Below are 26,689 nucleotides of genomic sequence, written 5' to 3'. Positions count from 1 at the left end.
AACTTAAAATCCCCTCTTCAGCCTAACCAAGCTGACGAGGGGATTTTTTTAACGCTTAAAAGGCAGCACCTTTTTCTTGCTACCCTGCAACCCATACTGACGCTTAAGTTCAGCAAGCCGACCATCTGCCGCCATTTCCTGTAATGCATAATTTATCCTCTCAATAAGCTTTCTAGTTTTAGGATTATGATTGCCAAAAACATAGAACCGTAAAGAATCAACACCCGGCATGCGGATAAACGAGATGTCTCCCCCGTCAAGACCATTTAACCTCATGCGCGAACACACTATCTGCTTAAACCCAATCCCGAGTTCGAACCGCCGTTTTTCAAGCATCTTAAGCATAGTCTCAATATCTTTTGCCCCTTGTTGAACTCTGGAAACATCAAACGGGTATACTTTGTAATTAAAGCCGAAAACTCCTCCTAATGAAAAATTATCAATATCTGCTATAGCTTTGATTTGAGGCCCGTTTGGAAATCTGCTTTTCAGATAAAACAAGGCATTGTCCAAATGGTATATTTTGCGCGAGAACAAAAAATTCCTGAGCCTCGGGGAATCCTTACTCCCATCCAAAACAAGGTCCAACTCGTTATTCTCCAGCATAACCAAGCATCTTTTCCATGGGAGTGCCACAAACTGCAGTTCATCCTCAGGACGACAAAAAACCTCCCTGAGAAAATCAACAGTAAAACCTTTAAGCGTTAACGGATCATCCGGGCTGGTGTAACAATATGGAGACCAGTATCCAGTTCCGCCAACCTTGACTATTTCCGCTTTCGCTATTGATGTGAACAAGACAAAAAATATTGCTGACCAAACAAGATATCGCATTATTTCCCCTTGTAATCTAAAAAGCATCTATATCTGAAATCAGACCATACATTATGATCTGATTTTAAACTAGGTCTAGAATAACAAGAGAATCACAAATGAGATTTTATACCCAAATTCTCTGATCGCCTTTTAATTATCTCCGGAATAATTTATGCATATTTTTTAATGAACCAAAAAAGAGTCAAAATATTGCCTCACAGGAGGCAACCCATGTTTAAACAACATCGCAACAATTTATTTAATGACTGTGACTTAAGCGTAATACTTGAGAATGTTTGCAACAGCATCATCCCGCAAATAGAAGCTATCGCGGAAAGGGAATTCTTTGCCACTTCCGATGCTGATCTTGTGGAAAACATTATTGCACAAAATTCCATTAAGCAGATAACCCTGCATGAAGAAAAAATATGTATACGCAAACCAATCCTCTGCAGAATCACATCTGCGGGAAGATTATATCGCCCTGAAAACGGGCAAGACCCGCCAAATTTAAAAGATGGAATAATCACGCAAGTAGAAATTCCATACTCTGGCGACAAGCGGCTTCTAGTCAGCAAACCGAGCATGCATTACAGGCATGGAGGCCCCAGTTTCACCATAAAAGATGACCGCATAATTAAACATTATGTGCAACCGCTTTATTCTGACCCGAAAGCTTTCAAGCACCACTTTCTACGTAATTTAGAAAAGATAAAAAATATCTCGCATGGCAGGCCCATGACATATCACTATCCGAAAAAAGACTGCGAGACATTGCCATCAAAGGCATTGAAAACAGACGAAAGAAAGGCAAAACAATTGATCTGCACCTAGCGCCTAAGCACGACTCTAACGAATTCAACCCCATACAGGTACGCAGCAGGCTCTCCATTATTCAGCAGCCTGCCAATGTCGGCACACCAGTCATTTCAGAAGATGATTTCATAAAGACAATTCGTGTATTGCGCCACACGGGAAGAAGCTTTGAAAGAACGCCTGCAATCTACAGCATCCACAATAATTGTGACCTGAGAAACATACTGGTCTCAAACCTGAATACCCATTTTGCAGGAACAAACAATGAAGACATGTTCAAACGCAGCGGCGAAAACGGATTTGCCATAAGCCATACGAACCGCTCAGCACTAATAGGCAAATGCTCAACATGGCGTTGCTCTGAAGGGTTAATACACACCCTCAACTCACTTTTACAAAAAGAAATCTGCCCCGAATGCAAGATAGCTGTAACAATATTTAATAGGACAAAAATGAATTTCAACTTACTGCTCGAGTACATACGCAAACTGCTTATTGAGCATCCATACCTGATAAAAATTGAAAAAGAATATGCTGAGAATGAATGGCATACCACGATGAGTACAAAGGGAGATTTAACGAACAGACATTGGCTGCACCTGATGGTTTTCAACCTTTATTTTAAGAAAAATGGAAACTTGACTCTTCTGACTGAAGCAGAGCGAAAGTTCTTTGCCAATATGTAAAAAAGGACCTTCATGTTCAAATGAAGGTCCTTTCAAATAAAATTCTCAGTTAGTCTTACGTTCCCGGTCATATTCGGTAAGGTAATCCGGCAATTGGTACACCCATCGAAAAATACCGCTTAATGAAAAACCGGTAGGAGTCTGCCCCCATTCACTTCGCTCTGCCAGCAAAGCAGCAAACAAGCTGACCACTTCCGCATGGCTTTCTTGCCCGACCTTACCGGCATTAATATCCGCTATCAATCGGTTAAGGCTGCCTAAGAGCTTCAATCCGATAGAATCATCAGGTAAAATCCTGACCGCAAGCCCTGTATGCAGTTGCCGCAACTTCGCAACGGCCATATGTGCGGCCTTGTCATTCGCGCAGCCACCGTACTGCCGAGGCGTATGGTTTGTAATCAGCAAAGCCATCTTTCGTATCTCTTTACGCCATTGCTGAAATTCTTTGTCTTCAATTTTGCCTTGCTCACGCGCCTGCATCAGGACATAAGCCAGAGCAAATCCCCCGACACCCGCCAATAACACCGCCCACGCATCACTCATAAGCCCCCCGCATCAGCTTACGTTTATTGATTAATTTAATCAGAACTATTTCACGGTCAGAAACTTTTTTCAATTGCAAAAGTATTAATTACCCCATTGACCGAAAACTGAACATTAAAGGGGATATGCTCCTACACAAAAACAAAAGGCACGGACCTAAATCCGTGCCTTTTATAACTTCCAATTGAAAACTTATTGTTTCTTTTTCCATTCTTCCCATTCTTTTTTGCTCAGTTTTCCATCTTTATTTAAGTCAGCTTCACGCATAATTCGCTCGGCATTAAGAGGATAAACCTTAACAATTTCGGAACGGATAATGGTTTTATTGCCATCTTTATCGATATCAACAAAAGCTCTGGCAAAACGGATTCGCTCCATCGTATAGTAAATGGCTTTAGCTTTACGCCCATTCTCAAGGTAATAAAGAGACATGTTTTCCTTACCGGTCAAAGTCCCCAGAGTATACCCGTCTTCATGCTCAGCAAAATAGAGACTCACACCGTCAGCTCCAATAATTCCGCTGAATCCTTCTGTTATAAGATTTTCCTTGTTATCGGCAAACCATGCTTTTTCACCGGAAAAAAGATTTCCCTCTTGCTTTTTAATTATGAAAACGGCTTTGTTCTCTTTAACGTTTCCATCCTTATCTATCATCTTGACCAGACCGACCCATGTACCGCGTAACTCAGGACAGCCGTCAGCAAAGGCAAAGGAGCTCATCAGGACCAGAACAAGAGCAACAACGCTGCAACTCAGAAACTTTTTCATCTTATCTGCCTCCCAGATTTCAAAATTAAAGATACTACTGTTATTTAGCAAAGAGGCAGATACGTCAACCTATTCCCAAAAACAAACTATTATAAAAAAAGGCAGCCCCGAAGGGACTGCCCGATAATTCCAACTATTGAGTTGCTTCATTTATATATGAGAAACAACTTTACCAAGAAAATCCTTAAGGCGTGGATTCTTGGGACTAGCAAACACCTCAACAGGGTCGCCTTCTTCCTGAATAATGCCTTGATCGATGAAAATGAGACGGTCGGCAACTTCCTTTGCGAAACCCATTTCATGGGTAACTACGATCATGGTCATGCCTTCCTTGGCAAGCTTCTGCATTACTTCCAGAACCTCTCCGACCAACTCAGGGTCAAGAGCGGAAGTAGGCTCGTCAAAAAGGATAACCTTAGGCTTCAAAGCCAAAGAACGGGCAATTGCAACGCGCTGTTTCTGACCGCCGGAGAGCTGCTCAGGATAGTTGCGAGCCTTATCCTTGAGACCAACCTTATCCAGAAGCTTAAGGCCGAGTTCGTCAGCATCACTCTTTGACATATGACGCACCTTGACAGGACCGAGGGTCACGTTTTCAAGAATGGTCATATGAGGAAAAAGATTAAACTGCTGAAAAACCATTCCGGCTTCAGCACGAACTTTGTTGATATCAGTAGAAGGAGACATAATGTCATGACCGTCTACAATGATAGTACCGGAAGTAGGATCTTCAAGCTTATTAATACAACGCAGCACTGTTGATTTACCGGACCCGGAAGGACCGATAATACAGACAACTTCGCCGGACTTAACTTTAAGGTCGATTCCTTTGATAACTTCAAGCTTCCCGAAACTTTTATGAAGGTTCTTAATCTCAATCATTTCACTACCTCCGGGAAGTATTCAACTTTTTCTCAATGCGACGCATTACAAATGCGATGGACAGGGTCATAACGAGGTAAACACATGCAACCGCAAGGTATACCTCAAAGGCACGAAAGTTCACAGAGGTGATTTCCTGACCGGTCCTCATAAGCTCACCGACACCGATAACCATGAGCAGGGAGGTATCTTTAAGGCTGATGATGAACTGGTTGCCGAGGGGCGGAATCATGCGCTTAAGAGCCTGAGGCCAGATAATATAACGCATGGTCTGGGCATTGGTCAGGCCGATGGAACGTCCGGCCTCAAACTGACCTTTGTTTATGGACTGAACCGCACCACGCACGATCTCGGCAATATAGGCACCTGAATTGACTGCTATAATAATAATCCCGGCGGTCATTGGGGGAATGCGCATCCCGATTGCCATGGGAACCCCGTAATAAAGGAACATGGCCTGAACAAGCATGGGCGTACCCCTGATAGCTTCAACGTAGACCCCGGCAATCTTCCTGGTAAAAAAATTGCGGGAGAGCTTCATCAAACCTGCTGCGCTTCCAAGTAAAAATCCGAAAATTAGACCGCCGATGGTAATCTCAACTGTAAGCTTGAGACCACGCATAAGCATGGGAAATGTGTCCCAGAAAACTGATGTGTCAAATGCGAATGCCATTAGGACCTCTGTTTAAAAAATAATTAGGGGCGGCCAAATAGCCGCCCCACAAAACATATTGTAATTATTACAAATAAATTATTTAGGCTCAGTACCGAACCATTTTACGTACAGTTCGCGGTAGGTGCCGTCTTCACGCAGGTCTTTGAGAGCTGCGTTAACTTTAGCAACGAGGCTGCTTCCTTTGGGGAAAGCAATACCGTACTGCTGACCGTTGTAAAGAGGACCAACAACTTTAACCTGGCCTTTACCGGCCTTGCGCATGAAGTCTGCGATAACGGGAGAGTCAAAGATAACCGCATCAGCGCCGCCGGTCATGAGTTCCATGAACATAGCGTCGTTGTTGGGGTAAAGTTTAACTTCCTTAGCGCCTGCAGTTTTAGCGAAATCTGCGGAAGAAGTGCTCAATTTGGTAGAAATAATCTTACCTTTAAGATCTTCAATACCGTTAACGGAGTTATCGTCTTTTTTAACAAGGATAAGCAGGCCGGAGTTGTAGTAACCGTCAGAGAAGTCGACAACTTTAGCACGCTCGGGTTTGATGGTGATACCTGCGATACCTACATCAAGCTGGTTGGACTGGAGACCGGGAATGATGCCGTTGAAGTCCATGGGCTGCAGATCATAATCAGCACCGATTTTTTTGGCGATGGCTTCCCAAAGCTCAACGTCAAAGCCGGTGTGCTTTCCGGTAGCAGGATCTTTAAACTCAAAAGGAGGGAAGCTAGTGTCACAAGCAACAGTAAGTTTACCTGCGAAAGCAGTTCCGACCATGGTCGCGGTAATCAGAGCAGCAACGATTATTGAAAGCAGTTTTTTCATGAATCCTCCAAAAATGAACATCATTTCTTAAAAATCTTCATCACAACAAAATGAAGATAGACCGATCAACGAGCAATTTACCCGTCGATAATTTGTCGAAGTAGGAAAATTTAGCACCTTTCTACACTAAATTCAAGACGTAGACCGCACAACCAGTCAATTAGAAACTCAATCAAACTCAATAGATACGTTAACAGTTCGAGAATACATGTGTTTTAAAAGCAAACACTCACCTGATTAACCAATCAACCAGTAAAGAGATAAACGGAAAATACCTGTGATCAGTTATGTCTTATTTAGCGAATACCACATCTATTAATACTCAAATAACTACACAAAAACAGAAACAGTTTCTCCAAAAACTGCTTGAATAATAACAAGCAAACCTCCCGGTATCGAGAAAAGCATAAGATTTTATGTTTACTACTGACTTTCTAAGTATATTAATGTAGGAAGTCACCAACACACGTGGTACAAGTGCAATCTTTCCCAAGCCGCTCTGTACACGCAAACTAAGGGATATCCTCTTAAAAAAACAGTTTGACGGATCAAATTATACAAATTTGTAATCAATTTACCCTTCTTTTGAGCTTTGCATAAAATTAATAACAATTTTGTAACTACCCACATCTCTACAGAACACCTCATTCTACATTTTTGTAAGATCAACATATACAAAAACACCAGCAAAACTACTTAACCATATGTAATATAAGATTTTCAAAACAACGGCACACCTCCTGCTTATGTAGGATCAGATTTGATTAAAGCCCAAAATTCTTCGCCAAGCGAAGATCACCAATAAAAAAGATTTAAGGAGTTTTTTCAAATGAGTTCAAACACCTCCCGCCAGGGTGCGATCACTGCAGTGACCAACTACTCTATCCCTGAAGCTTCCTTCAGCTTTGCCGACACTAAACCCACCGAACTCTTCGGCTGCAATGTCTTCAACGACAGCGTAATGAAGGATAGACTTCCCAAGAAAGTCTACAAATCCCTGAGAAAGACCATTGAAGAAGGTGCTGCAATCGATCCTTCCATCGCTGATACCGTTGCAAACGCAATGAAAGAATGGGCAATGGAAAAAGGCGCAACCCATTACACTCACGTTTTCTATCCCCTGACCGGCCTGACCGCAGAGAAGCATGACAGCTTCATCTCTCCCGAAGGTAACGGCAACTGCATTGCTGAATTTGAAGGCAAACTGCTCATTCAGGGTGAACCCGATGCGTCCAGCTTCCCCAACGGCGGTCTGCGCGCCACCTTTGAAGCTCGTGGATACACCGCATGGGATGTAACCAGCCCTGCCTATATCCTTGAGAATCCTAACGGAACTTTCCTGTGCATCCCTACCGCATTCATCTCCTGGAAAGGTGAAGCACTGGATAAAAAGACTCCTCTGCTGAAAGCAACACAGGTGGTTAACACTTCTGCACAGCGCATTCTTAATATTTTCGGTGACAACTCCGGTAACCGCGTTGCTTCCAATGCCGGTCCTGAGCAGGAATACTTCCTTATTGACCGTAACTTCTACTTCGCACGCCCCGACCTCATGATGTCCGGCAGGACCCTTTTCGGTGCAAAACCCGCAAAAGGACAGGAACTGGATGACCACTACTTCGGCGCTGTTCCCCGCCGCGTACTTTCTTTCATGATGGATGTTGAGCACGAACTCTACAAACTGGGTGTACCGGTTAAGACTCGCCACAACGAAGTAGCTCCCGGTCAGTTCGAAATCGCTCCTGTTTACGAACAGTCCAACATTGCTACCGACCACAACCAGATGGTTATGACCACCCTGAAAAGTGTGGCCAAACGCCACGGTATGGTCTGCCTGCTTCACGAAAAACCTTTCGCAGGAATCAACGGTTCCGGTAAGCACCTCAACTACTCCCTGAGCTGCAACGGACACGGTTCCCTTTTCGATCCGGGCGACAACCCCCACGAAAACGCACAGTTTCTCATCTTCTGCGCTGCAGCAATTCGCGCAGTACACATTCACAGCAAACTTTTGCGTGCAGTAGTTGCCACAGCTTCCAACGACCACCGTCTCGGTGCAAACGAAGCACCTCCGGCAATCATGTCCATCTTCCTCGGCGACCAGCTCTCTGAAATCTTCAACAAGATTCAGGAAGGCAACTCCCCGACTCCGACCTCCACTGGTTTCCTTAAAGCCGGCGTAGACACCCTGCCTCCGCTGCCCAGAGACGCAGGAGACCGTAACCGTACCAGCCCGTTTGCCTTTACCGGTAACCGTTTCGAGTTCCGCGCAGTAGGTTCAAACCTCTCCATCGCAGGTCCTCAGGTTGCCCTGAACACCATGATGGCTGAATCTCTCGATTTCATCGCCGATGAAATGGAATCTATCATGGGCGGTGACAAGTCCAAACTCAATGATGCCGTAAATAAAGTCATCAAAGACATCATGGATAAGCACGGCCAGATTGTATTCAACGGCGACGGTTACTCTGACAAGTGGCACAAAGAAGCTGTAGAAGAACGCGGCCTGCCTAACCTGCGTACCTCCGCAGACGCAATCCCCGAGATCTCTTCTGCAGACTCCGTGGAACTGTTCACCAAATACGGTGTCTTCACCAAAGAAGAACTGGAAAGCCGTAAAGAAATCTACCTCGAACAGTACAATCAGGCTATCGTCACCGAAGCTGCACTGGTAACCAAACTCGCCAAGACTCATATTCTCCCCGGCGCAGTTCGCTACCAGAAAGAACTGGCTGAAACCTGCGCTGCAATGAAAGCCATCGGCGTGGAATTCACCACCGGCACCCTTGAAGACGTAACCGCTAAACTTCGCGGCATGCAGAATGCAAACATCGAACTTGAAAAAATCATGGCTGCCAAGCCTGAAGGCGATGTAGAAGAAGAAGCAAAATACCTCTGCTGCACCGCACTTCCCGCAATGCTGGAAGTCCGCAAGTACGCCGATCAGCTTGAAGAAGTTGTTGCAGACGACCTCTGGTGCCTGCCCAGCTACTCTGAAATGCTGTTCATCAAATAAAAAAATAGATACTGCCATATCCTTAAGCTAAGAAAGGTCCCTGCTCTTAATTGAGCGGGGACCTTTCATTTTCTACAACCCTCTTTACAAAATCTTAATTTAATATATACCCTTAATAATTAGTCGGGGTAAATAATCTGCTTGGAGGAATAATGCTTAAAAAAATACTGTTACTGGCCGTACTGACCTTCCTTTTCGCATTCACTGCGAATGCCATGTCCCCTCTTACGGGAGATCAGGTAGAACGGGTTGTAAAAACACTGGAACAACTAGACCCGATCATGGACCAGATGGAAGAGGAAAAGGAAGAGTCCGGCGAAAGCGATGTAGACCCTTTTGACCCTGAAATGCTTAATAAAGAATTTGCCATGCTTTATGGTTACACCCCGAAAGCAAAAATGATCATCGAAGCTAACGGATTCACCGACAAGACATGGCCTGAAACCGCAGGACGCGTAGTTAAGGCGTTTGCCTCCATCGCAATGGAAGCGGAAGGGAATGCAGGTATGGCCGAGCTTGAAGCTGCAATAGCTCAAATGGAAGCTGATCCGAACATGAGCCCGGAACAGAAAAAAATGATGAAAGAACACATGCTGTCTTCCATGAAGATGGCCAAAGCCATGATCAAAGCACCTGCTGAGGATGTAAAAGTTGTGCGTCCTTATTTTGAAAAGCTTTCCAATGCCATGGAATAAAATTCTACATTTAGATCTTATTTAAAGAGGCCTTCTGGCCTCTTTTTTTTTGCTTAAGAAATTATGACACACAACTTAATATACTAAAAAGACTTCGAATAAATCTCTTCATATCCTAATTCTCAGTCAACACTGTGCTAATATGACTCATTTACAGCTACCAAAAACCAACCCAAAAACACTCCATCACTTGTTACAGTATATAAACAAACACATGGCATCAAACATGCTTTCGTTCTTTCAGCATTTCTATCATAGAACTGGAGGCCTAAATGACCGTACGCCTGTATGCATCCATTGCAACAATTGCTATCTTACTTGCCATAGGACTTTTTTTTATCCAGAATGAAGCAGCAATCATTATTGTTTCTGTTTCAATTGTATCATTGCTCGCCCTTGGTTTTATTATACAACGTAGAATTATCTCACCTATCAAGATACTTATCTGTGAAGTCGAAAGAATTTCCAAAGCAGATTACACGCCCATTCCGCATCACAACTTCATGGCTGAGATTGGCATCCTGTCAACTGCAATTGAAGGGCTTAATAACATCCTGAACGAAAAAGTAGGCATGAGCGAATCCATGCTCAAAAATATAATGACCCCTATGGTAGTCGTTGATCCTAATGGCAACATCAGTTGGATTAATGAAAGCATTATAAAATTAATTGAAGAAGATGGAGAGACAAACAAATACATTGGGCAGGACTTCTCTACTTTCTTTTACGGCAAAAAACAGGAAACTGTATCCGAAAGATGCATGGAAGAAAAAAAGAAACTCTTTGTAAAAGGCCAAGTTGACGGGCGCAAAGGTACAACAAAATATATTTCTGTCGCTTCCTCACCAATTTACGATGCCAGAGGAAATCTCCTCGGCGGTTTTACCACCATCATGGACTTCACAAACATCAAGCTTAAAGAAGATTTCATCACTGCCCAAAATAAAAAAATTGCCAAGGGAGTGACCGACGCCACGAAAATATCAGAACAGCTTGCAGGCACTTCAGATGAAATCAGTTCTGAAATCCAAAACTCCAGCAAGGGAATCCATGACCAGCGGGCCAGAACAGAAGAAGTGGCAACTTCCATGGAACAGATGAACGCATCAATCCTTGAAGTATCCAGAAATTCCAGTGATGCAGCACGCATGGCCCGCCAGACTCAGGAAACAGCCAGCGAAGGGTCAGGTCTTGTTGAAAATGTCATCGAAGTTATGGAAGAAGTAAATATGAAAGCCGGCAACCTCAAACAGGAAATGGGCACCCTTAAAACCCACAGCAACGGAATAACAACCATCATGCAGGTTATCTCCGACATTGCCGACCAAACCAACCTTCTTGCCCTTAACGCCGCCATTGAAGCAGCCAGAGCCGGGGAAGCAGGAAGAGGTTTTTCTGTAGTAGCCGACGAGATCAGAAAACTGGCTGAAAACACCATGCACGCTACCAAAGAAGTCGGTGAATACATAAGCGCTATTCAGAACAGTTCACAGAAAAGCACATCTGCCACAGAAGACACCCTGCACAGTATTCAGCAGGCCACAGAAATGTGCGGCAAAGCTGACACAGCACTCAAACAGATACTTGAAATATCGAAAATAACAGCTGGACAAGTGGAAGGGATAGCAACGGCAGCAGAACAGCAGTCAGCTGCCAGTGAAGAAGTTACAAATGCAATCGATATGGTGAACAATATCGCAACACAGACTTCAGATTCAATGGACATGGTTTCCAGTGCAGTGTCGGAATTGACGTCCCTCGCAACCGACCTTGAAGAATTCATGAACAAGATGCAAACTCAAGAGGCATAAAATAAAGCCGGGAACTCATTCAACGTGAGATCCCGGCTTACTCAGCTAACAAATCTATTTCTTATTTTCTTCTATCTGCTGCACATCTTCACGTTTTATTGTTGTCTGCTGACCATCAAGATTCTCATAAGTATAGGTATTTGAGTCCTTATCAAATTGAGGCGCACCTACACTTACCGCAGTAGAACCATCAGTTCTGGTAATGGTATGATGTTTTGATCCACAACCAACGAATACGAAGAGACCAACACACAATAAGCCCGCAATTAAAATATTTTTCATTTTCCACTCCTTCTAGGGTTTGGAAAACTCTAACAGATTATTGCAGGTACAACAACGAGCTTAGTTAACTACTCTACTTCCTTCATCACATGCCCTACTTTGAGGGCCTTCCCGGTGAAATCATTTTCCAACCGCTCAATATCACGCTTAATAATCGCCGCTACATCCCTAGCTTCATATTTTGATTCAAGCTTCAACACATTACCTGCCCCGCTGCCGCGGGCGGACCGGCTGATTGATACGGCAGAACCGGACTTACGTTTATGCTGAACTTTGAGTTTACCCTGATACACCGCAGTTTTTCCTGCCTTGGCAAGCATCAAGTCATGATCGAGGTCATCATACTGGGTAGGAGAATAGCGCAAATCAAAATCACCACTCTGGCTCAAAATATTCTGTCTGAAAAGATGGAAGCATCCGGTAACGGAAACGCAGGGACGGCAATAATCAAACTGCCCGTAATCAAGGTCCTGATTGTATGGATCAAGATAAGCAAACTCAAAACTGCGGACCACATCTTCAAACCCTGCAGGAGTCTCCCGAAGATGCAAGTCCGCATGCTGGATAACTTCCTGCTGATCTTCATTCACCACCTTGCAGCCCCATACACCTGCTTCTGGGTAGGACTCCACCGCCGCACTGAACTGGGCCTGCCAATCCGCCGGAATAAAGGCATCGTCATCAAGGTAGGCAACATAGTCGTAAAGCTTAAGCTCATTCATATTTTTAAGCCAGTTACGTGCAGCAGGAGCTCCTACATTAACCGGCAGGTCTATACGGCTGAAGCGATCACCAAGTTGCGATTTCCAGCGACTTATTACTTCGGAAGTATGATCAGAACTTCCGTTATCAAGCGCGAAGATATGCACATTATCAAGCGGCGACAGCGCCAGCGACTTGAGAGTCTCGTCAAAGTCATCCGCTTTGTTAAAGGTATACAGACAAACTGCAACCAAACCATCAAGCAGTTTCGAACCGCCACTACCTAACAATCGATCATAAACCTTAAACCATGTATTAACCTGCCACGGACGGGCAGTCATGCGATCCCGCCAAAGAATCATTGCTTCATCTCGCCTGCCCATACGATCTACGCTCTCGGCAAGCCGTAACAAATTCTCGCCCAAAATTAATGCACCCTCAGAAACATCGGAATAAATAGCTTCAGCCTGCTCATAATCCCCGGAGCAGAAAGCAATGTCCCCGGCATATTTATTAAGCACCATATTCATTGATGTAGGCCAGTCACGGGCAAGGGCGGCACTGGCAACCTCATGTCTGCCGAGAAAAAATGCCAGATCGAGCAGATGGGACAGCCAGAAAAAATTTTCCGGCTCGCGCTCAGTCTGCTTGGAAAGATAATCGAGCAGCTTATCCTTATCATCTTTAGCGATAAGCCGTTGCAGGTAGCCCAGATTCTCTGGAATGGCACTATTTGAGGCAATCAGCGACATACTCTCCACCAACGGCGCCGGCAGAAAGTTCAGCTGCTTATTTATGGCCAGCAGGTTGGATGCAAGCTGCCCGTCCAAGGGGCTGACTTCCCATGCAGCAAGAAACATATCCACACCCAGATCAATAAGCGCACTTTTCTCGCGACTGCTCTCGGCACTGTTGATGATACGGTTTGCGGTTTCCATAAGATGAGGCTTGCCATGCCCGGAAACCAGAAGCCTGTAGCGGGAAGCAGTGTCCAAAAATCCCCAGAATTTACCTGACATAATCCTTTCCTACCCAAATGTTTGACGCATTTTTTCCAGCAAAACGGAAAGCCTGTGTTCGTAGGTATGTTCGGCCATAATCCGTTTACGCGCGGCAGCAGTAACCTTAGCCCGCCCAGCATCATCAGCCAGCCATTTTTCCAACAGCGGGCCGATTTCCGAAATTTCATTATAGGCAATAATCTCAGTGCCCGGTTCGAAAAGAGCTTCCATCTGCTCCCGGTAATCAGTAAGCACAAATCCGCCGCAGGCCGGAACATCAAAAACCCTTTGATTGACTGCACCTTTCATCTGCCTGCTGGTACAATTGAATCCAACCTTGGACATGGGATAAAATCCGGGCAGGTCATTATAATAATCCAAAGAAGGCAGATAACGCCAGTTTCCTTTTTCCAACAATTCATGCCAGCCATTATCACCTACAATAAGGGGATTAAACGGCAATAATTCTCGTACGCAGGAAAGACGGTAACGGCGGGTTGCTTCCCATGTAATCAAACCCTCAAAGGAGAGTTTATTCTCGTCAGTGGCTAAATTTTCCATCTTCTCCAGAAGCTCTGGATGCGAATTACGCAAAAACTCTTCAACGGAAAGCTCCGCCCGCTCGCCAAACTCTATTGCCAACTCCGGCACTCTCTGTTCCAACTCAGCATCCAGTCCACTGGACCGCAGATAATCATCCACCGCATAAACCATGGAATTACCGAGAAAAGAAACATCAGCACGCCATTCAGCCCGTCCCGGAAGCCCCGGCTTAAAACGCTCTACATCCGTTGCAAGCGGGAGGTAGAATACATTCTCAAACCCTTTATCACTCATAATCTCTAAATTACCCGCATCATAAGTAAATATAGCGGTCAAATCAGGCAAAACATCGGAGTAGCGGTAAAGAATCAGGTGCGGATTATCAACAAACCACGAGGCCAGCGGAAGTTTTAGTTTCAGAAGCAGATCAGTGAGCTTGCCTTCCCGGTCCACACCAAAATGGTTCACGGTCAGTGCAAAATCAGGCTTGAAATCAACAACTGTATGCAGCAGATCTTCCACAAATCCTTCACGCACCGTGTCCCCGGTTCCAATATCCACACTACGAAATTCAATACCCAAACGCTCAAGCGCGGCAGTGATCTCGCCCATCAGGAAATATTTACGATAGAAGAATAGTACTTTCGGCTTTTCATTTCGAAATTTCGAATAGGCAACCTCGGACCAGAAATCTACTGGCTCGGAATCCTTTTCATCCTCAAGGGTATTACCGATAGCAAGATACCAGTCACGATCCAGTCGCTGGTACAAGGGAATCTTCACAAGTTCCAGCGGGCTGTTACCGTTAGCAAAACGCCACTGCCGAACCTGTTCCAGAACCTGAACCGGATCACCACTCAGCCATGTAACCTGAGGGTGTTCCAGAAACTCAGCTGCGCCGGAAGTTTCAGCTATCAAAGGATCATTATCCAGCACTGCCACCGGGCCGGATTTCAACAATTCTGCTATGCAGACACCAAGTCCGGCGCCAATAAGTACAGGCAGCTTTCCGGGCGCAACCGCTTCAGCAAGACCGCGTTCACGTACCTCACCCATACGCCCCCATAGGTGCCATTTCTTGCCGTCGATATGGATGCGCACATCGGCAACACTACCCTGATCCATCACGGGTTCTACATTGTAAGCTCGTTTCGACATATTGAATATGTATGTCATTACAGCATGCTGTGACAATCCTTGATTGTGATTTTTTTAGATAAGTAATGAACTGTTTACGGACTGCCCTTTCATTCGTTATAGCTGGCCCAAATTTGATTTTAAAACTTAAAAATATATACGAGAAAACTCATGATAAACAAAGCTCTGCTGACTAAAAGCAAAATGGAATTTCTGGATATGGAAACATGGGAACGAGCTGAACACTTTACCTTTTTTCAATCCCTGTGCACCAGCCGCTACGGTTTCACAGTACAGCAGGATGTGACCGAACTTTTCAACTTTCGTAAAGAACAGAACAATGGTTCCGTCAAAATTCGCCTCTCATCCATACTCTATTATCTGGCAACCCGTGCGGCAAACGATATTCCTGAATTCCGCACCCGCATTGTGGAAGGCAAACCGGCAATCTACGACGTAATCCATCCGGCATTCACCTACATTCCTAAAGGACGCAACCTGCACGCCAACTGCCTCTGCCGTTTTGATGAAAATTTCAGCGAAACAGCAGCTAACATTGAAGTTGCCCGTCAGGCCACAGACGAAAAACCGACCCTCACCCCCGCAGGCGGAGAAAAACCTAACCTGTTCTATTTCAGCGTGGTTAACGGCGTGGCCTTCACCTCTGCCAGCAACCCTTGGGGAAATTGCAATACAGACTCAGTACCCCGAATCCTGTTCGGTCATGTGACTGAGAATGAATCCGGAAGAAAAATGATGCCAGTGGCAGTTGAAGCCCTGCACGGCCTCATGGACGGCAAGCATTTCGGAGAGTTTTTTCAGAAATTTGATGCGATGTGTAAGGAACCGGAAGATTATTTGTAGGAAGCCTCCGGCGGCCCTTCGGGGACCAAAGAACCCTTTTAAAAAAGGGTTCTCTGGACTCTCCCAAAACTTTTATTATGCTTCGCAAATAGCGCATTAAGACGAAATTTAATTTACCCTTGCGTTGCCAGCTCTCGCAAAAAACCAACCTTCTGCGCTGCCTTCTTCTGCTTAACAGCATACTCAGCGCGGTAGGCTGCGCGTTTGTCAGGAAAGGCTTCATATGCTTCGAACTTAACAGGCAACCGGCAACGGGTGTACTTTGCGCCCTTGCCGGAATTGTGTTCTTCCAGCCTGCGCTCCGGGTCAGTAGTTACACCGCAGTAAAGGGAATTGTCGCTGCAACGCAGCAGATATACGTACCATGTGCTCATGAATTGGTGCATAACTCCCTTAAACAATCTGGTCAAAATCAAATTTAGAATGGATCGAACATATTCTAGCACAGCCTGCCCGTTCAGCACACAAACTAAGCATTGAAAACGCAATGCAGCATCGACATCACTACCCAAACATGGCAATATTAAAAAAACGTAGGTGATATCATGCGCACACTTATATCAGTACTAACCATCCTCTCTTTTATATTAGGATCAGTTCCATGTTATGCAAAAAAGCTCCAGCTCATATCTGGGAACTGGGCTCCTTACGTAAGTGCAAATCCTGCTGAACCGGGAATAACTACTGAGATAGTACTAGCCGCATTCAAAGCAGTGGGAATAGAAACGGCACTTGAATTTTATCCTTGGCCCAGATGTGAAAAGATGATCCAGCACAATATGGATGTTGTTACTTTTCCGTACGTTAAGACACACGAACGCAAAAAGTTTGCTGTCTTTTCTGTCCCAATGATAACAGAAAAGACTTACCTTTATTACTCCAAACAAAACATGCACAAGTATGATTTTAGCGGATATAAAGACCTACGAAAATATCGCATAGGAACCTTAAATGGATTTGTCCACTACGAGCTATTTAAAAGAAACGGAGTTCCTGCAACAGTAATAAAAAACAATACAACAGCACTACAGATGCTATTACGAAACAGAATCCAGCTTTTTCCTATCAACAACTTAGTGGCCAAACGTGAAATACAAAATAATTTTCCGGATCAGGCAAATGAATTCAGCCACACGAAGACTCCCATGTACGAAGTAACTCTCCATCTGATGATTTCTAAAAACAATCCCGAAGCAAACTATATCCTTTCCAACTTCGCTGAAGGAATGTCCATCATACGCCGCGAAGGCACTTTCGACCAAATTATCGAAAAATATTATTAAGCATGATTACCTTTAGAATTCTACCTGCCACCTGATTTAACTTGCTTTCTATACGCCATCCATATAATTTGACGGGCTTACCCAGTTTATGACCGCCTAACGCAAATATTCCTGCGTTTCGCGTATCTTATTATAAATTTCATTCAATTTTCTGCCTTTTTGAGAGGGCCGATAGCCCTAAACCGGAGACCTGATGCCCAGAATTACTATTTCATCCCTTGAAAAATCCTATAACGGAGAAGACCTTTTCAGCGACCTTTCATTTGAAGTGAGCGCCGGAATGCGCCTTGCCGTAGCCGGACCGAACGGTTGCGGTAAATCCACCCTGCTCAAGCTTATTGCCGGAAAGATCGAACCGGATGCTGGCGTACTCTCTATCTCCAAAGGTGCCCGCCTCGGCTATGTCGCTCAGGAGTTAACCGGGGAAATCCTTGAACACACCCTGCTCAGCTGGGTACTTTCCGCCCTTCCTTCATGGAACAAACTATGGGAACAGTGGGAAGAAGCCGGGCAGAAGAATGATCAGGCCCACATGGAAAGGCTCTCTGAAAAACAGGCCGAGCTTGAACACCAGTTCGGATATAACCCTGAACACAAAGCCCGTACCATCCTGACCGGACTTGGCTTTTCGGAGCACGACCTGCTCAGCAAGATCAAGGAACTTTCCGGCGGCTGGCGTGAACGCGCCAAGCTGGGCCGTGTTCTATTGCAGGGCGCTGACCTACTTCTTTTGGACGAACCTACCAACCACCTTGACCTTGAAGCCGTGGAATGGCTGGAAAGCTACCTGCTCTCCTTCCGTGGCGCGGTCATATACGTGGCTCACGACCGTATTTTTCTGGATAAAGTCGGCACCCACGTGCTTTTTCTCGGCTCCGGACGTCCTCAGGTCAGACGCGGCAACTTTACCGAATTTCTTAAATGGCGAGCTGAAAACGCTGAGCAGCGCAGCCGTGAGGTGGCCAAACTTTCAGCACGCATCGAGGCTGAGAACTCCTACATCAACCGCTTCCGGGTCAAGGCGCGCAAGGCTGCGCAAGCCCAGTCCAAGATCAAGAAAGTGGAAAAGATGTCCAAGGAGCTGAACAAGATTCAGGAAGAAGCCGACCTCAACCGTTCCGGCAGAACCCTGAGCTTCCGCCTCCCGCCTACTTCACGCGGGGACAAAGCAGCCATCAACGTGGTTGATCTTGAATTTTCCTATGACGGCAAACCGCCATCCATATGGCCCCTGCTCAATTTCCAGCTTTTCCGGGGTAAGAAAGTAGCCCTTGCCGCGCCCAACGGTGCCGGTAAATCCACCCTGCTCAAGGTAATCATGGGCACACTTGAACCAAACGCTGGTTTTGCCAAGATCGGGCAGAATACAAGCTTGGCCTACTTCAGTCAGCACCAGAGCGAAATATTGCGCGATGAAGCCACCGCACTGTCTGAAATCCGCCGTCTCTGCGACCCGGACACAACCGAGGAACAGCTCAAAAGCGTACTGGGGCTGTTTCTGCTTGGTGAAACATATTTTGAACGCAAGGCTTCCGCTCTTTCCGGTGGTGAAAAGAACAGGCTTATCCTCGCTTCACTTTTCCTTTCGCGGGCCAACCTGCTCATTCTTGACGAACCTACAAACCATCTGGACCTTGAAAGCCGTGAAGGTTTAATCCGGGCCTTGAAAGACTACGACGGCACGCTTTTCTTTGTAGCGCACGACCGTTACCTGCTTGGAGAAGTTGCTGACGAGATATGGGCTTTAACCGATTCTGGTATCGAAACATTTTTCTCTTTCGAAGAATACGATAACTACCGCAAAGAGAAGCTTGCAGCACCGACCGCCAAAACTGAATCCGATGATTCCGGCGACAGCTACAAGTCTGCCAAACGCAAGCTGAGCAAGGAAGATAAGCGCAAACAGGCTGAAATCCGTAATGCCCTGTACAAGGAACTCAAGCCCAAGACTGCGGAATACGAGAAGCTTGAAAAGGACCTTGAAAAGACTCTCGAAGATCAGGCGACCATGGAAGAACAGCTTAATGATCCGGAACTGTACAACGACGGGGCTGCAGCTGTGGAACTAAACTCCCGCTACACAGAAACCAGCGCATGGGCTGACGAGCTGATGGAAAAAATGGCCGTACTTGAAGAAGAAATTGCAGAATTGGAAGAACGCAAGAAACAGCTTTTGGAAGAAGGTTAATGAATAAGAAACCAATTGAAGTTGTTGCCGGTGTTATCTGGAAAGACGGACTTTTTCTTTCTGCTGAGCGCCCCAAAGGTAAGGACTATGCCGGATGGTGGGAATTCCCCGGCGGCAAGGTCGAATACAATGAATCCTTTGGTGATGCACTGGTGCGTGAACTTCAGGAAGAACTAGGTATAACTCCTACAAACTTTGACTTCTGGATGGAAAAGACTGTAGAGTATCCCGAATATACAGTACACTTAAATTTTTTCGACATCTGGGATTTTTCAGGTCAAGTGAAGTCACTTGAGGATCAGCGTTTTGACTGGTTTGATATAACCGACATTCGCGATGTAAAATTCCTACCCGTCAACTACGAAGTCCTAGAAATGCTGAAAGAACGGGAACTTAACAAATAAGATCCCTCCCCGCACATTCTTCCGCCGAACAGAGGCGGAGCCCTATAAAAAAGTTTTGGTCTCCTTAAACCCTTTTGTAAAAGAGTTTAAGCCGCCGGAGGCGAAATCAAATCGTCAAAAGCGCAAAACGCATCAAATTGGAGTTAAGCATGAAAATTATCGACTTGATCAATAAAAACGGACAGTTCATCTCGCTGGAATTCTTCCCTCCCAAGGATCGCGAATCTTGGCCTAAATTTTTTGAAGTTGTAGATAAGCTTAAAGTGCTGAACCCTCTCTTCGCTTCCGTAACTTACGGTGCAGGTGGCGGAACACAAGACAATTCACTTGAAATTGTCAAAAGAATGAAGCAGGATGCAGGCATTGAGCCTCTCGCACACCTGACCTGTGTCGGTGCCAGCCCTGAAAACATCAGTGAATTTGTTTCCGCACTCCAAGAGGCGGACGTTGAAAACATCCTTGCCCTGCGCGGAGATGCCCCTGCTGATGATAAGGATTTCGATTTCAACACCCAGATCTTCAAGCACGGCTCCGATCTCGTAACATACGTAAAAGATAAACATCCCGGCGTTGGCATTGCTGTAGCCGGGTACCCGGAAGCACATCTTGAATCTCCTTCCATCAAGGAAGACTTCAAGTGGATGAAGTATAAAATCGATGAGGGCGGCGAATTCATCATCACCCAGCTCTTTTTCGATAACCGGGTCTACTTTGATTTCTGCGACAGACTCAAAGGTATGGGCATTGATGTGCCAGTGCTCCCCGGAGTGCTTCCCATCATGAGCCTCAAGTCTGCAAAGTTCATCCTTTCCCTGTGCGGAGCTGCCATTCCCGGAAAATTTCTCAGCGCACTGGAAAAGGCCCACGCTGAAGGCGGAGATGATGCAGTGTACAAGCTGGGCATTGAATTCGCCACCAGACAGGCACAGGAACTGCTGGACGGAGGCGCACCCGGAGTCCATCTTTACACTTTGAACAGAGCTAAAGCCTGCCTTGAAATCGGTCAGGCATTAAAATTTTAATACGGCTATAGAACGGCATTTTATATTGCTGAAAACAATTAACAAATAAACCGGACTGCCGATGGTCCGGGTCAAGAATATGGAGGTTTAGCTATGAGTACCAAAAATCCCAGAGTTGCAGTTGTCGGGGCCACAGGCGCGGTTGGACGTGAAATGCTCAAAGTCCTTGAGCAGCGTGACTTCCCCGCATCCGAAGTTGTTCCCTTTTCTTCCGCCCGTTCCGCAGGAACCAAGGTTCCCTATAAAGGTGAAGAACTGACTGTTATCGAACTGAAGGAAGACTCCTTTGAAGGTTTTGATCTCGCTCTCTTTTCCGCAGGCGGCGGTACCTCCGAAAAATTCGCACCCCTTGCTGCTAAAGCGGGCTGCGTAGTCGTGGACAACTCCAGCCAGTGGCGCATGGACCCCAAAATCCCTCTCGTTGTGCCCGAAGTTAACCCCGAAGATCTCGACTGGCACCCCGGCATCATCGCCAACCCCAACTGTTCCACCATTCAGATGGTTGTTGCGCTGAAGCCCATTCACGATGCTGCAAAAATCAAGCGTATCATTGTTTCCACCTATCAGGCAGTATCCGGCACCGGACAGAAAGCCATCACCGAACTGGAAACTCAGGTAAGCAGACTTTTCAACGGCAAGGACATCGTACCCAGTGTCTACCCTCACCAGATCGCTTTCAACTGCCTGCCGCACATCGATGTTTTCATGGATAACGGCTACACCAAAGAAGAAATGAAAATGGTCAACGAGACCAAAAAGATCATGGGCGACGACTCCATCAAGCTCACCGCTACCACAGTGCGTGTGCCTGTCTTCTACAGCCACTCCGAGTCCGTGAACATTGAGACCGAGGAAAAAGTAACTGTTGAGGAATGCCGCAACATGCTTTCCAGCTTCCCCGGCATCACCGTTGTGGACTACCCTGAAAAGAACCTTTACCCCATGGCTATCGACTGCGCAGGTGAAGACGATGTATTCGTTGGTCGTATCCGCGAAGATGAAACCATCGAGAACGGCCTGAACATGTGGATTGTTTCCGATAACATCCGCAAAGGTGCTGCACTGAACACTGTACAAATCGCCGAGACACTCATCGAACGTGATCTGGTTCGTGTAAAATAGCACAATAGCTATCTATAATTTTAAAAAGCGGTGAAGTTGGAAAGAACTTCACCGCTTTTTTATTCCGTATTCCCACTTGCGGAAGACTGTCCTTTAACGGTAATGTAAATGGGCTTAGCGAAAGAAGATTTCTGCAAAGTTTATGGCGGTTATGATCCCTGACGGGGTTTAAATAAATTTACGGAGTCCGGAATTGATTAGAAAAGTAGACAGCAACGAATATATTGATGCCATGCTTTCCGCAATGCGTGCGGGAACCGAAAAGATCTGCGCATTTTACGAACACCGCATCGGGTTGGTCTGCACAGACCCGAAACTCATGCTCATGCCTTGGGATGACCACTTGGTCCATCGCGGAGACGGTGTCTTTGAAAGCATGAAGTTCGTAGACGGCAAACTTTACCAGCTTGAACCGCACCTGCGCCGCATGAAACGATCGGCACGCACAATCAGTCTGGAACCGCCCTGCTCATGGGATGAACTTAGGGATATCATTCTGGAAGTAGCCGGAGCAGCAGGTGTTGATTCCGGCATGGTCCGGGTAATGCTTGGGCGCGGCCCCGGAGGATTCGGAATCACTCCATATGAATGCCCGGTTCCGTCCCTGTACATTGTCGTCTACAAATTCGAGCCCAAACCCGAATCATGGTATGAAAAAGGCGTAACCGCTTTCAGAAGCAAGGTTCCGGCAAAGCAGCCTTATCTGGCTACAATCAAGTCCATCGATTACCTCCCTAACGTAATGATGAAAATCAACGCCAAGGAAGAAGGATTTGACGTACCCTTCTGCTTCGATGACCTCAGCTTCCTCGCAGAAGGTGCAACTGAAAATGTCTGCATTGTCGGTCAGGACGGTAAGCTGTATACCCCGAAATTTACCAATTCTCTGGCAGGTACAACCATTGCCCGCGCCCTTCAGCTCATTGAAGACGAGATTGAAGTTGATTTCAGAGCCATCTCTGAAGAAGACATCCTGCTGGCCCGTGAGGTCATCATCTGCGGCACATCAATTGATGCCGTAGGGGTTGTTCGCTTTAACAAAAAACCTATCCACGATGTCCGTCCCGGTCCCATCTGCAAACGCATGCGCGAATTGCTGCAAAAAGACCTGCAGGAAACAGGAACACCGATTATTATGAGCTAAAAAAACAGGCCGTGGATCTCGATGGATTCACGGCCTGCTTAAACATTATATAGACTATCGCGAGCTACTTCTTGGCAGTCAGCAGCATAAGTGAAAGATAGTTCGTTTTTTCAGGAACCTCATTGATATCCAAATAAATGGCCTCGCCATCCAGCCCCAGACGGGTGTAGAATTTTACATCCATCTTATCCATTTCATTAACCTTATCGCGCAGTTCAGGAAAATTACGATAGGCTTTTAGGATTACGGCATTGTCTACGTTATCCAAAGACTTGGCAAACTTTTCAGGATCGGAAACACCGGAAGTAAGCAACAGATTCTGACCGGATTCTACCAATACCTGCTGCGATCTTGCTGCTGCAGCCTGATAGGAAGTGATGCCCGGCACTACCTCGAATTCAACTTCAGGACACATCATCTTCATGGTCTGCATCATGTAGCCGAAAGTGGAATAAATCAGCGGATCACCAAGGGTCAAAAAGGCCGCTGTCTTACCTCCTTTGAGCATATCACAGGCAATATGACAATTTTCTTCCCATGCTTCTCTCAACACATCCTTATCGCGGGTCATGGGATAACCAAGCTTAACCACCTCACAATCATCACGCACAAATTCAGAAGCGATTTCAAGAGAGTGGGAATACTTGTTTTTAGTTGAAGAGGCTGCGAAGACTATATCAACTTTCTCAAGTACCCGCACAGCTCTCACTGTCAACAGATCGGAATCACCGGGACCGACCCCGATACCATATATTTTTCCAGAATTACTCATTTACTTCTCTTTGTTGTTGAAGAGGAAGTCCGCAAGAATCTCCACGGCTTCCACATTTCTGGGACCGGGCCGGGAAAAGACCGACTCGTCCACCTTTAAAATTCGTTTATTACGCACTGCATCAATCAACTTGAAATGACTGCGTTCATCGGGCCTGACAGGAGAAGGATTCATACGTCCTGCCTGATAAACATAAGTTCGCGGATTCAGCCTCATCAGCTCTTCCTCGCCCATGCGCACAATCTTTTTATGGTTGCTGATGCAGTTAACTCCACCGGCATGGCGGATAATATCATCGACGATTGAACCCTGACCAGCAGCCAGCAGATTGGGATAACGTATTTCAAAAAAAACTGACGGCATTACCGATGAAGTCACATACTTTTGCGACACCGCATTAAGCCGCGCATTCATGGACTCAATTAAACCAGCTGCTGATTCCGGTTCCCCGGTAAGCACACCCAGTCTACGAACCATGGAAAACATGTCCTCAAACGAAGACACCTTGAACATGGCACACGGGATGCCCCTTGTCTTGATTGGATCAAGGGCTGTTGCGGCCTGAGAGCGTCCTGCCATTTGCAAAACAAGATCAGGCTTCAGGGCCACGATCAGTTCCGGGTTAGGCCGCATGTGCGTACCTATGGACGGCAGCGACGTAATCTGTTCCGGATAATGATCCGCAGCAGTCCGGGCCACCAACCTTTCTCCAAGGTCCATGGCATACAAAATCTCATTGAATGATCCGTAAAGGGCCACAATACGCCTTGCCGGAACCTGCAAGATAACCTCATTACCAAAATCATCAGTAATGGAAAGTGCAGCATGCCCCACGGACACAGTTCCTGCTAAACTAACCAGCAGCAGGAGAAAAAAGGACCTGCTGAACGCCGAGACGCGGGTGCTCAACAACCGCAACAGATGTTTCATAAACATTTGAGATATTTTCCTCTGTGATAACTTCCGCAGGAGAACCGTCCAGCACCACATTTCCCTTACGCAGGAAGACCAGACGGTCAAAATACAGAGCTGCAAGATTAAGGTCATGGATCACACAGGCAATTGTTGCGCCGTCGCGATTCATACTTTTCAGCAGATCGAAAAGCTCGATCTTTCCTGCTACATCCACGCCTGACGAAGCTTCATCCAGCACCATAATCCGGGCCTGCTGGGCCACAGTCCGGGCCATAAGCACCCGCTGGAATTCTCCTCCAGAAAGCTCGGCAACCGAACGCTCAGTTAAATGACTGATCCCGACCCGCTTTATGGCCTCGGCACAAATTCTCTCATCTTCTGCATCATAACCGAAAAAACCTGAACCGTGGGCATAACGGCCCATCATAACCATGGATTTAACGGTCAGCCCGAAAGCGGGGTCCACCCGTTGCGGAAGCACTGCCATAATCCCGGCCAGTTCACGGGGACGGTATGCATTAACCTCCCGCCCTTCAATCTCAATCCGGCCCTCCAATGGAGAAAGCACCCCTGAAATAGATGAGACAAGGGTCGTCTTTCCGCTACCGTTGGGACCGAGAATGGCGGTCATGGAACCAGCAGACAAACTAAGGTTTATTCCGTGCAGGACTTCACGCCCTGCGTATCCGGCTTTCAAATCCTTAACACTGATCATGTGCTGCCACCTTTAAAACCGGAACGCAGTACAATGCAGAAAAACGGGCCACCGAGCAACGCAGTTACAACGCCCACCGGAAGTTCTTCACCACCGGAAAGCAGCGAACGGGCTATGACATCGGACCAGACCAGCAACAACCCGCCCAAAAGGGAGGATGAAAGCAGCAAAGGCCTGTGCTCCGCCCCCTGAAACATCCGCACTAGATGGGGAACAATCAGTCCAACAAACCCGATAATCCCGGAAACAGCCACCGCCGCCCCGGTCAACAGACCGGAACCGATCAGCAGGGCCATACGCACCTTGGAAACATCCATACCCAGATGGCGGGCCTGAGTTTCACCGAGAGAGAGAATATCCAGCTCGCGAGAATAATAAACCAGCGGAATCATGCCAGCTATAAAGTACGGCAGGAAAAGCTGTAAATGACTCCAGCCGCGCCCCTGAAAACTGCCCATAATCCAAAAAACAATGGAGGTTACGGACTCCTCATCAAGGGACTTGAGCAATGAAATTAGCGCAGAAAGAAAAGTCGCAACCACTATCCCGGCAAGGACCATGGTTTCCCGGCGAAGCCTTCCACCGATACGCCCAAGTATAAGCACCGCGCCGAGCGCAGCCATTGCTCCGGCAAGAGCAGCCAGCGGCAGGAAGAGATTCCCGAATCTGGCCCAGAGCTCCGCGCCCAGCATGGTCGAGCCGGAAAAAATCGCCAGACTGGCCCCGAAAGCCGCCCCACTGCTCACTCCGAGGGTAAACGGGTCAGCCAACGGATTGCGCAGGATTCCCTGATAGACAGTCCCGGCTACAGCCAAAGACATGCCCACCAGAAATGACAGACAGACCCTGCTCAAACGCAGATCAATAACAATAAAGGAAAGGGCCTGATCAACCTTCTGTGCGCCGATTCCAAGAGCGGATTTGAATACCGCCATCACCTGCGCCGACTCAGTTCCGTAAGCCCCGAAAAGACAGGCGGCAAAGATGGAAAGCGGCACGAGCAAAGACAGTACACTGACTGCCAGTACTCTTCTATTGCCTGTAAAAACCATCTTCACCGCCCGATT

At 46.5% G+C, this 26,689-nt stretch carries 26 protein-coding genes; 12 read left to right on the top strand and 14 right to left on the bottom strand.

What is annotated here, in order from left to right:
* Window positions 1-48: 48 nt before the first annotated feature.
* Window positions 49-834: a transporter substrate-binding domain-containing protein gene (locus ACKU40_RS04315; protein ID WP_320175300.1), complete on the bottom strand. Its 786-nt coding sequence runs from the start codon at window positions 832-834 to the stop codon at window positions 49-51.
* A gap of 213 nt (window positions 835-1,047) precedes the next feature.
* On the opposite strand from ACKU40_RS04315, the gene ACKU40_RS04310 reads away from it, so the two are divergent.
* Both ACKU40_RS04310 and ACKU40_RS04305 read left to right on the top strand, forming a co-directional pair.
* Window positions 1,048-1,650 carry a hypothetical protein gene (locus tag ACKU40_RS04310; RefSeq protein ID WP_320175299.1) on the top strand — a complete coding sequence of 201 codons (603 nt, stop codon included), beginning with the start codon at window positions 1,048-1,050 and terminating at the stop codon, window positions 1,648-1,650.
* 254 nt (window positions 1,651-1,904) lie between these two features.
* Window positions 1,905-2,318 carry a hypothetical protein gene (locus tag ACKU40_RS04305; protein WP_320175298.1) on the top strand — a complete coding sequence of 138 codons (414 nt, stop codon included), beginning with the start codon at window positions 1,905-1,907 and terminating at the stop codon, window positions 2,316-2,318.
* Window positions 2,319-2,363: 45 nt separating this feature from the next.
* Here ACKU40_RS04305 and ACKU40_RS04300 read toward each other — a convergent pair whose 3' ends face one another.
* From ACKU40_RS04300 to glnH, 5 genes are all read right to left on the bottom strand, one after another.
* The gene (locus tag ACKU40_RS04300) at window positions 2,364-2,861 is read right to left on the bottom strand and encodes a hypothetical protein (protein ID WP_320175297.1); all 498 of its coding nucleotides are present in this window, start codon (window positions 2,859-2,861) and stop codon (window positions 2,364-2,366) included.
* A gap of 192 nt (window positions 2,862-3,053) precedes the next feature.
* Window positions 3,054-3,629: a calcium-binding protein gene (locus ACKU40_RS04295; RefSeq protein WP_320175296.1), complete on the bottom strand. Its 576-nt coding sequence runs from the start codon at window positions 3,627-3,629 to the stop codon at window positions 3,054-3,056.
* A gap of 150 nt (window positions 3,630-3,779) precedes the next feature.
* On the bottom strand, window positions 3,780-4,511 hold the full coding sequence (locus ACKU40_RS04290) for an amino acid ABC transporter ATP-binding protein (protein WP_320175295.1): 732 nt from the start codon (window positions 4,509-4,511) through the stop codon (window positions 3,780-3,782).
* Window positions 4,512-4,515: 4 nt separating this feature from the next.
* Window positions 4,516-5,184, bottom strand: coding sequence for an amino acid ABC transporter permease (locus ACKU40_RS04285; RefSeq protein ID WP_320175294.1), 669 nt, complete (start codon window positions 5,182-5,184; stop codon window positions 4,516-4,518).
* 78 nt (window positions 5,185-5,262) lie between these two features.
* Window positions 5,263-6,006, bottom strand: coding sequence for a glutamine ABC transporter substrate-binding protein GlnH (gene glnH / locus ACKU40_RS04280; RefSeq protein ID WP_320175293.1), 744 nt, complete (start codon window positions 6,004-6,006; stop codon window positions 5,263-5,265).
* A gap of 829 nt (window positions 6,007-6,835) precedes the next feature.
* On the opposite strand from glnH, the gene ACKU40_RS04275 reads away from it, so the two are divergent.
* The 3 genes from ACKU40_RS04275 (at window position 6,836) to ACKU40_RS04265 (ending at window position 11,528) form a co-directional block, all read left to right on the top strand.
* Entirely contained in the window at window positions 6,836-9,022 is a 2,187-nt protein-coding gene (locus ACKU40_RS04275; RefSeq protein ID WP_320175292.1) for a glutamine synthetase III, read from the top strand.
* 152 nt (window positions 9,023-9,174) lie between these two features.
* Entirely contained in the window at window positions 9,175-9,717 is a 543-nt protein-coding gene (locus ACKU40_RS04270) for a hypothetical protein (RefSeq protein ID WP_320175291.1), read from the top strand.
* A 272-nt stretch (window positions 9,718-9,989) separates the two neighbouring features.
* Window positions 9,990-11,528, top strand: a complete 1,539-nt coding sequence (locus ACKU40_RS04265; protein ID WP_320175290.1) for a methyl-accepting chemotaxis protein — start codon at window positions 9,990-9,992, stop codon at window positions 11,526-11,528.
* Between the two features lie 54 nt (window positions 11,529-11,582).
* Here the strand turns inward: ACKU40_RS04265 and ACKU40_RS04260 are convergent, their stop codons facing one another.
* The 3 genes from ACKU40_RS04260 to ACKU40_RS04250 form a co-directional block, all read right to left on the bottom strand.
* On the bottom strand, window positions 11,583-11,810 hold the full coding sequence (locus tag ACKU40_RS04260; RefSeq protein ID WP_320175289.1) for a YgdI/YgdR family lipoprotein: 228 nt from the start codon (window positions 11,808-11,810) through the stop codon (window positions 11,583-11,585).
* A 68-nt stretch (window positions 11,811-11,878) separates the two neighbouring features.
* Entirely contained in the window at window positions 11,879-13,531 is a 1,653-nt protein-coding gene (locus ACKU40_RS04255) for a glycosyltransferase (RefSeq protein WP_320175288.1), read from the bottom strand.
* Between the two features lie 9 nt (window positions 13,532-13,540).
* Window positions 13,541-15,232, bottom strand: coding sequence for a glycosyltransferase (locus ACKU40_RS04250; RefSeq protein ID WP_320175287.1), 1,692 nt, complete (start codon window positions 15,230-15,232; stop codon window positions 13,541-13,543).
* 132 nt (window positions 15,233-15,364) lie between these two features.
* Between ACKU40_RS04250 and ACKU40_RS04245 the strand changes: the two genes are divergently transcribed.
* Window positions 15,365-16,057: a CatA-like O-acetyltransferase gene (locus ACKU40_RS04245; protein ID WP_320175286.1), complete on the top strand. Its 693-nt coding sequence runs from the start codon at window positions 15,365-15,367 to the stop codon at window positions 16,055-16,057.
* Between the two features lie 113 nt (window positions 16,058-16,170).
* On the opposite strand, the gene ACKU40_RS04240 is transcribed toward ACKU40_RS04245, so the two are convergent.
* Window positions 16,171-16,431, bottom strand: coding sequence for a GIY-YIG nuclease family protein (locus ACKU40_RS04240; RefSeq protein ID WP_320175285.1), 261 nt, complete (start codon window positions 16,429-16,431; stop codon window positions 16,171-16,173).
* A gap of 171 nt (window positions 16,432-16,602) precedes the next feature.
* Here ACKU40_RS04240 and ACKU40_RS04235 point away from each other — a divergent pair, with 171 nt between their 5' ends.
* From ACKU40_RS04235 to ACKU40_RS04210, 6 genes are all read left to right on the top strand, one after another.
* Window positions 16,603-17,340: a transporter substrate-binding domain-containing protein gene (locus ACKU40_RS04235; RefSeq protein ID WP_320175284.1), complete on the top strand. Its 738-nt coding sequence runs from the start codon at window positions 16,603-16,605 to the stop codon at window positions 17,338-17,340.
* A gap of 193 nt (window positions 17,341-17,533) precedes the next feature.
* Window positions 17,534-19,528: an ABC-F family ATP-binding cassette domain-containing protein gene (locus ACKU40_RS04230; RefSeq protein ID WP_320175283.1), complete on the top strand. Its 1,995-nt coding sequence runs from the start codon at window positions 17,534-17,536 to the stop codon at window positions 19,526-19,528.
* Entirely contained in the window at window positions 19,528-19,932 is a 405-nt protein-coding gene (locus ACKU40_RS04225) for an NUDIX domain-containing protein (protein ID WP_320175282.1), read from the top strand. Before ACKU40_RS04230 ends, ACKU40_RS04225 begins: the two co-directional genes overlap by 1 nt.
* 149 nt (window positions 19,933-20,081) lie before the next feature.
* The gene (locus tag ACKU40_RS04220; protein WP_320175281.1) at window positions 20,082-20,954 is read left to right on the top strand and encodes a methylenetetrahydrofolate reductase; all 873 of its coding nucleotides are present in this window, start codon (window positions 20,082-20,084) and stop codon (window positions 20,952-20,954) included.
* A 93-nt stretch (window positions 20,955-21,047) separates the two neighbouring features.
* On the top strand, window positions 21,048-22,076 hold the full coding sequence (locus tag ACKU40_RS04215) for an aspartate-semialdehyde dehydrogenase (protein WP_320175280.1): 1,029 nt from the start codon (window positions 21,048-21,050) through the stop codon (window positions 22,074-22,076).
* Window positions 22,077-22,269: 193 nt separating this feature from the next.
* The gene (locus ACKU40_RS04210) at window positions 22,270-23,220 is read left to right on the top strand and encodes an aminotransferase class IV (protein WP_320175279.1); all 951 of its coding nucleotides are present in this window, start codon (window positions 22,270-22,272) and stop codon (window positions 23,218-23,220) included.
* Window positions 23,221-23,284: 64 nt separating this feature from the next.
* Here ACKU40_RS04210 and cobI read toward each other — a convergent pair whose 3' ends face one another.
* Genes cobI through ACKU40_RS04190 form a run of 4 tightly spaced genes read right to left on the bottom strand, consistent with a single transcriptional unit; the run spans window position 23,285 to window position 26,674 of the window.
* The gene (cobI, locus tag ACKU40_RS04205; RefSeq protein ID WP_320175278.1) at window positions 23,285-23,992 is read right to left on the bottom strand and encodes a precorrin-2 C(20)-methyltransferase; all 708 of its coding nucleotides are present in this window, start codon (window positions 23,990-23,992) and stop codon (window positions 23,285-23,287) included.
* On the bottom strand, window positions 23,993-24,928 hold the full coding sequence (locus tag ACKU40_RS04200) for an ABC transporter substrate-binding protein (RefSeq protein WP_320175277.1): 936 nt from the start codon (window positions 24,926-24,928) through the stop codon (window positions 23,993-23,995).
* Window positions 24,846-25,622: an ABC transporter ATP-binding protein gene (locus tag ACKU40_RS04195; protein WP_320175276.1), complete on the bottom strand. Its 777-nt coding sequence runs from the start codon at window positions 25,620-25,622 to the stop codon at window positions 24,846-24,848. Before ACKU40_RS04195 ends, ACKU40_RS04200 begins: the two co-directional genes overlap by 83 nt.
* Window positions 25,619-26,674 (bottom strand): iron ABC transporter permease, encoded by a 1,056-nt coding sequence (locus tag ACKU40_RS04190; protein WP_320175275.1) that lies wholly within the window; start codon window positions 26,672-26,674, stop codon window positions 25,619-25,621. The genes ACKU40_RS04195 and ACKU40_RS04190 overlap by 4 nt, the downstream gene beginning before the upstream one ends.
* Between the last annotated feature and the right edge of the window lie 15 nt (window positions 26,675-26,689).

The sequence above is a fragment of the Maridesulfovibrio sp. genome (genome assembly GCF_963666665.1).
Lineage (GTDB): Bacteria > Desulfobacterota > Desulfovibrionia > Desulfovibrionales > Desulfovibrionaceae > Maridesulfovibrio.
Note: the sequence above shows the minus strand (reverse complement) of the source record. Positions and strands in the feature narration are given on the sequence as shown.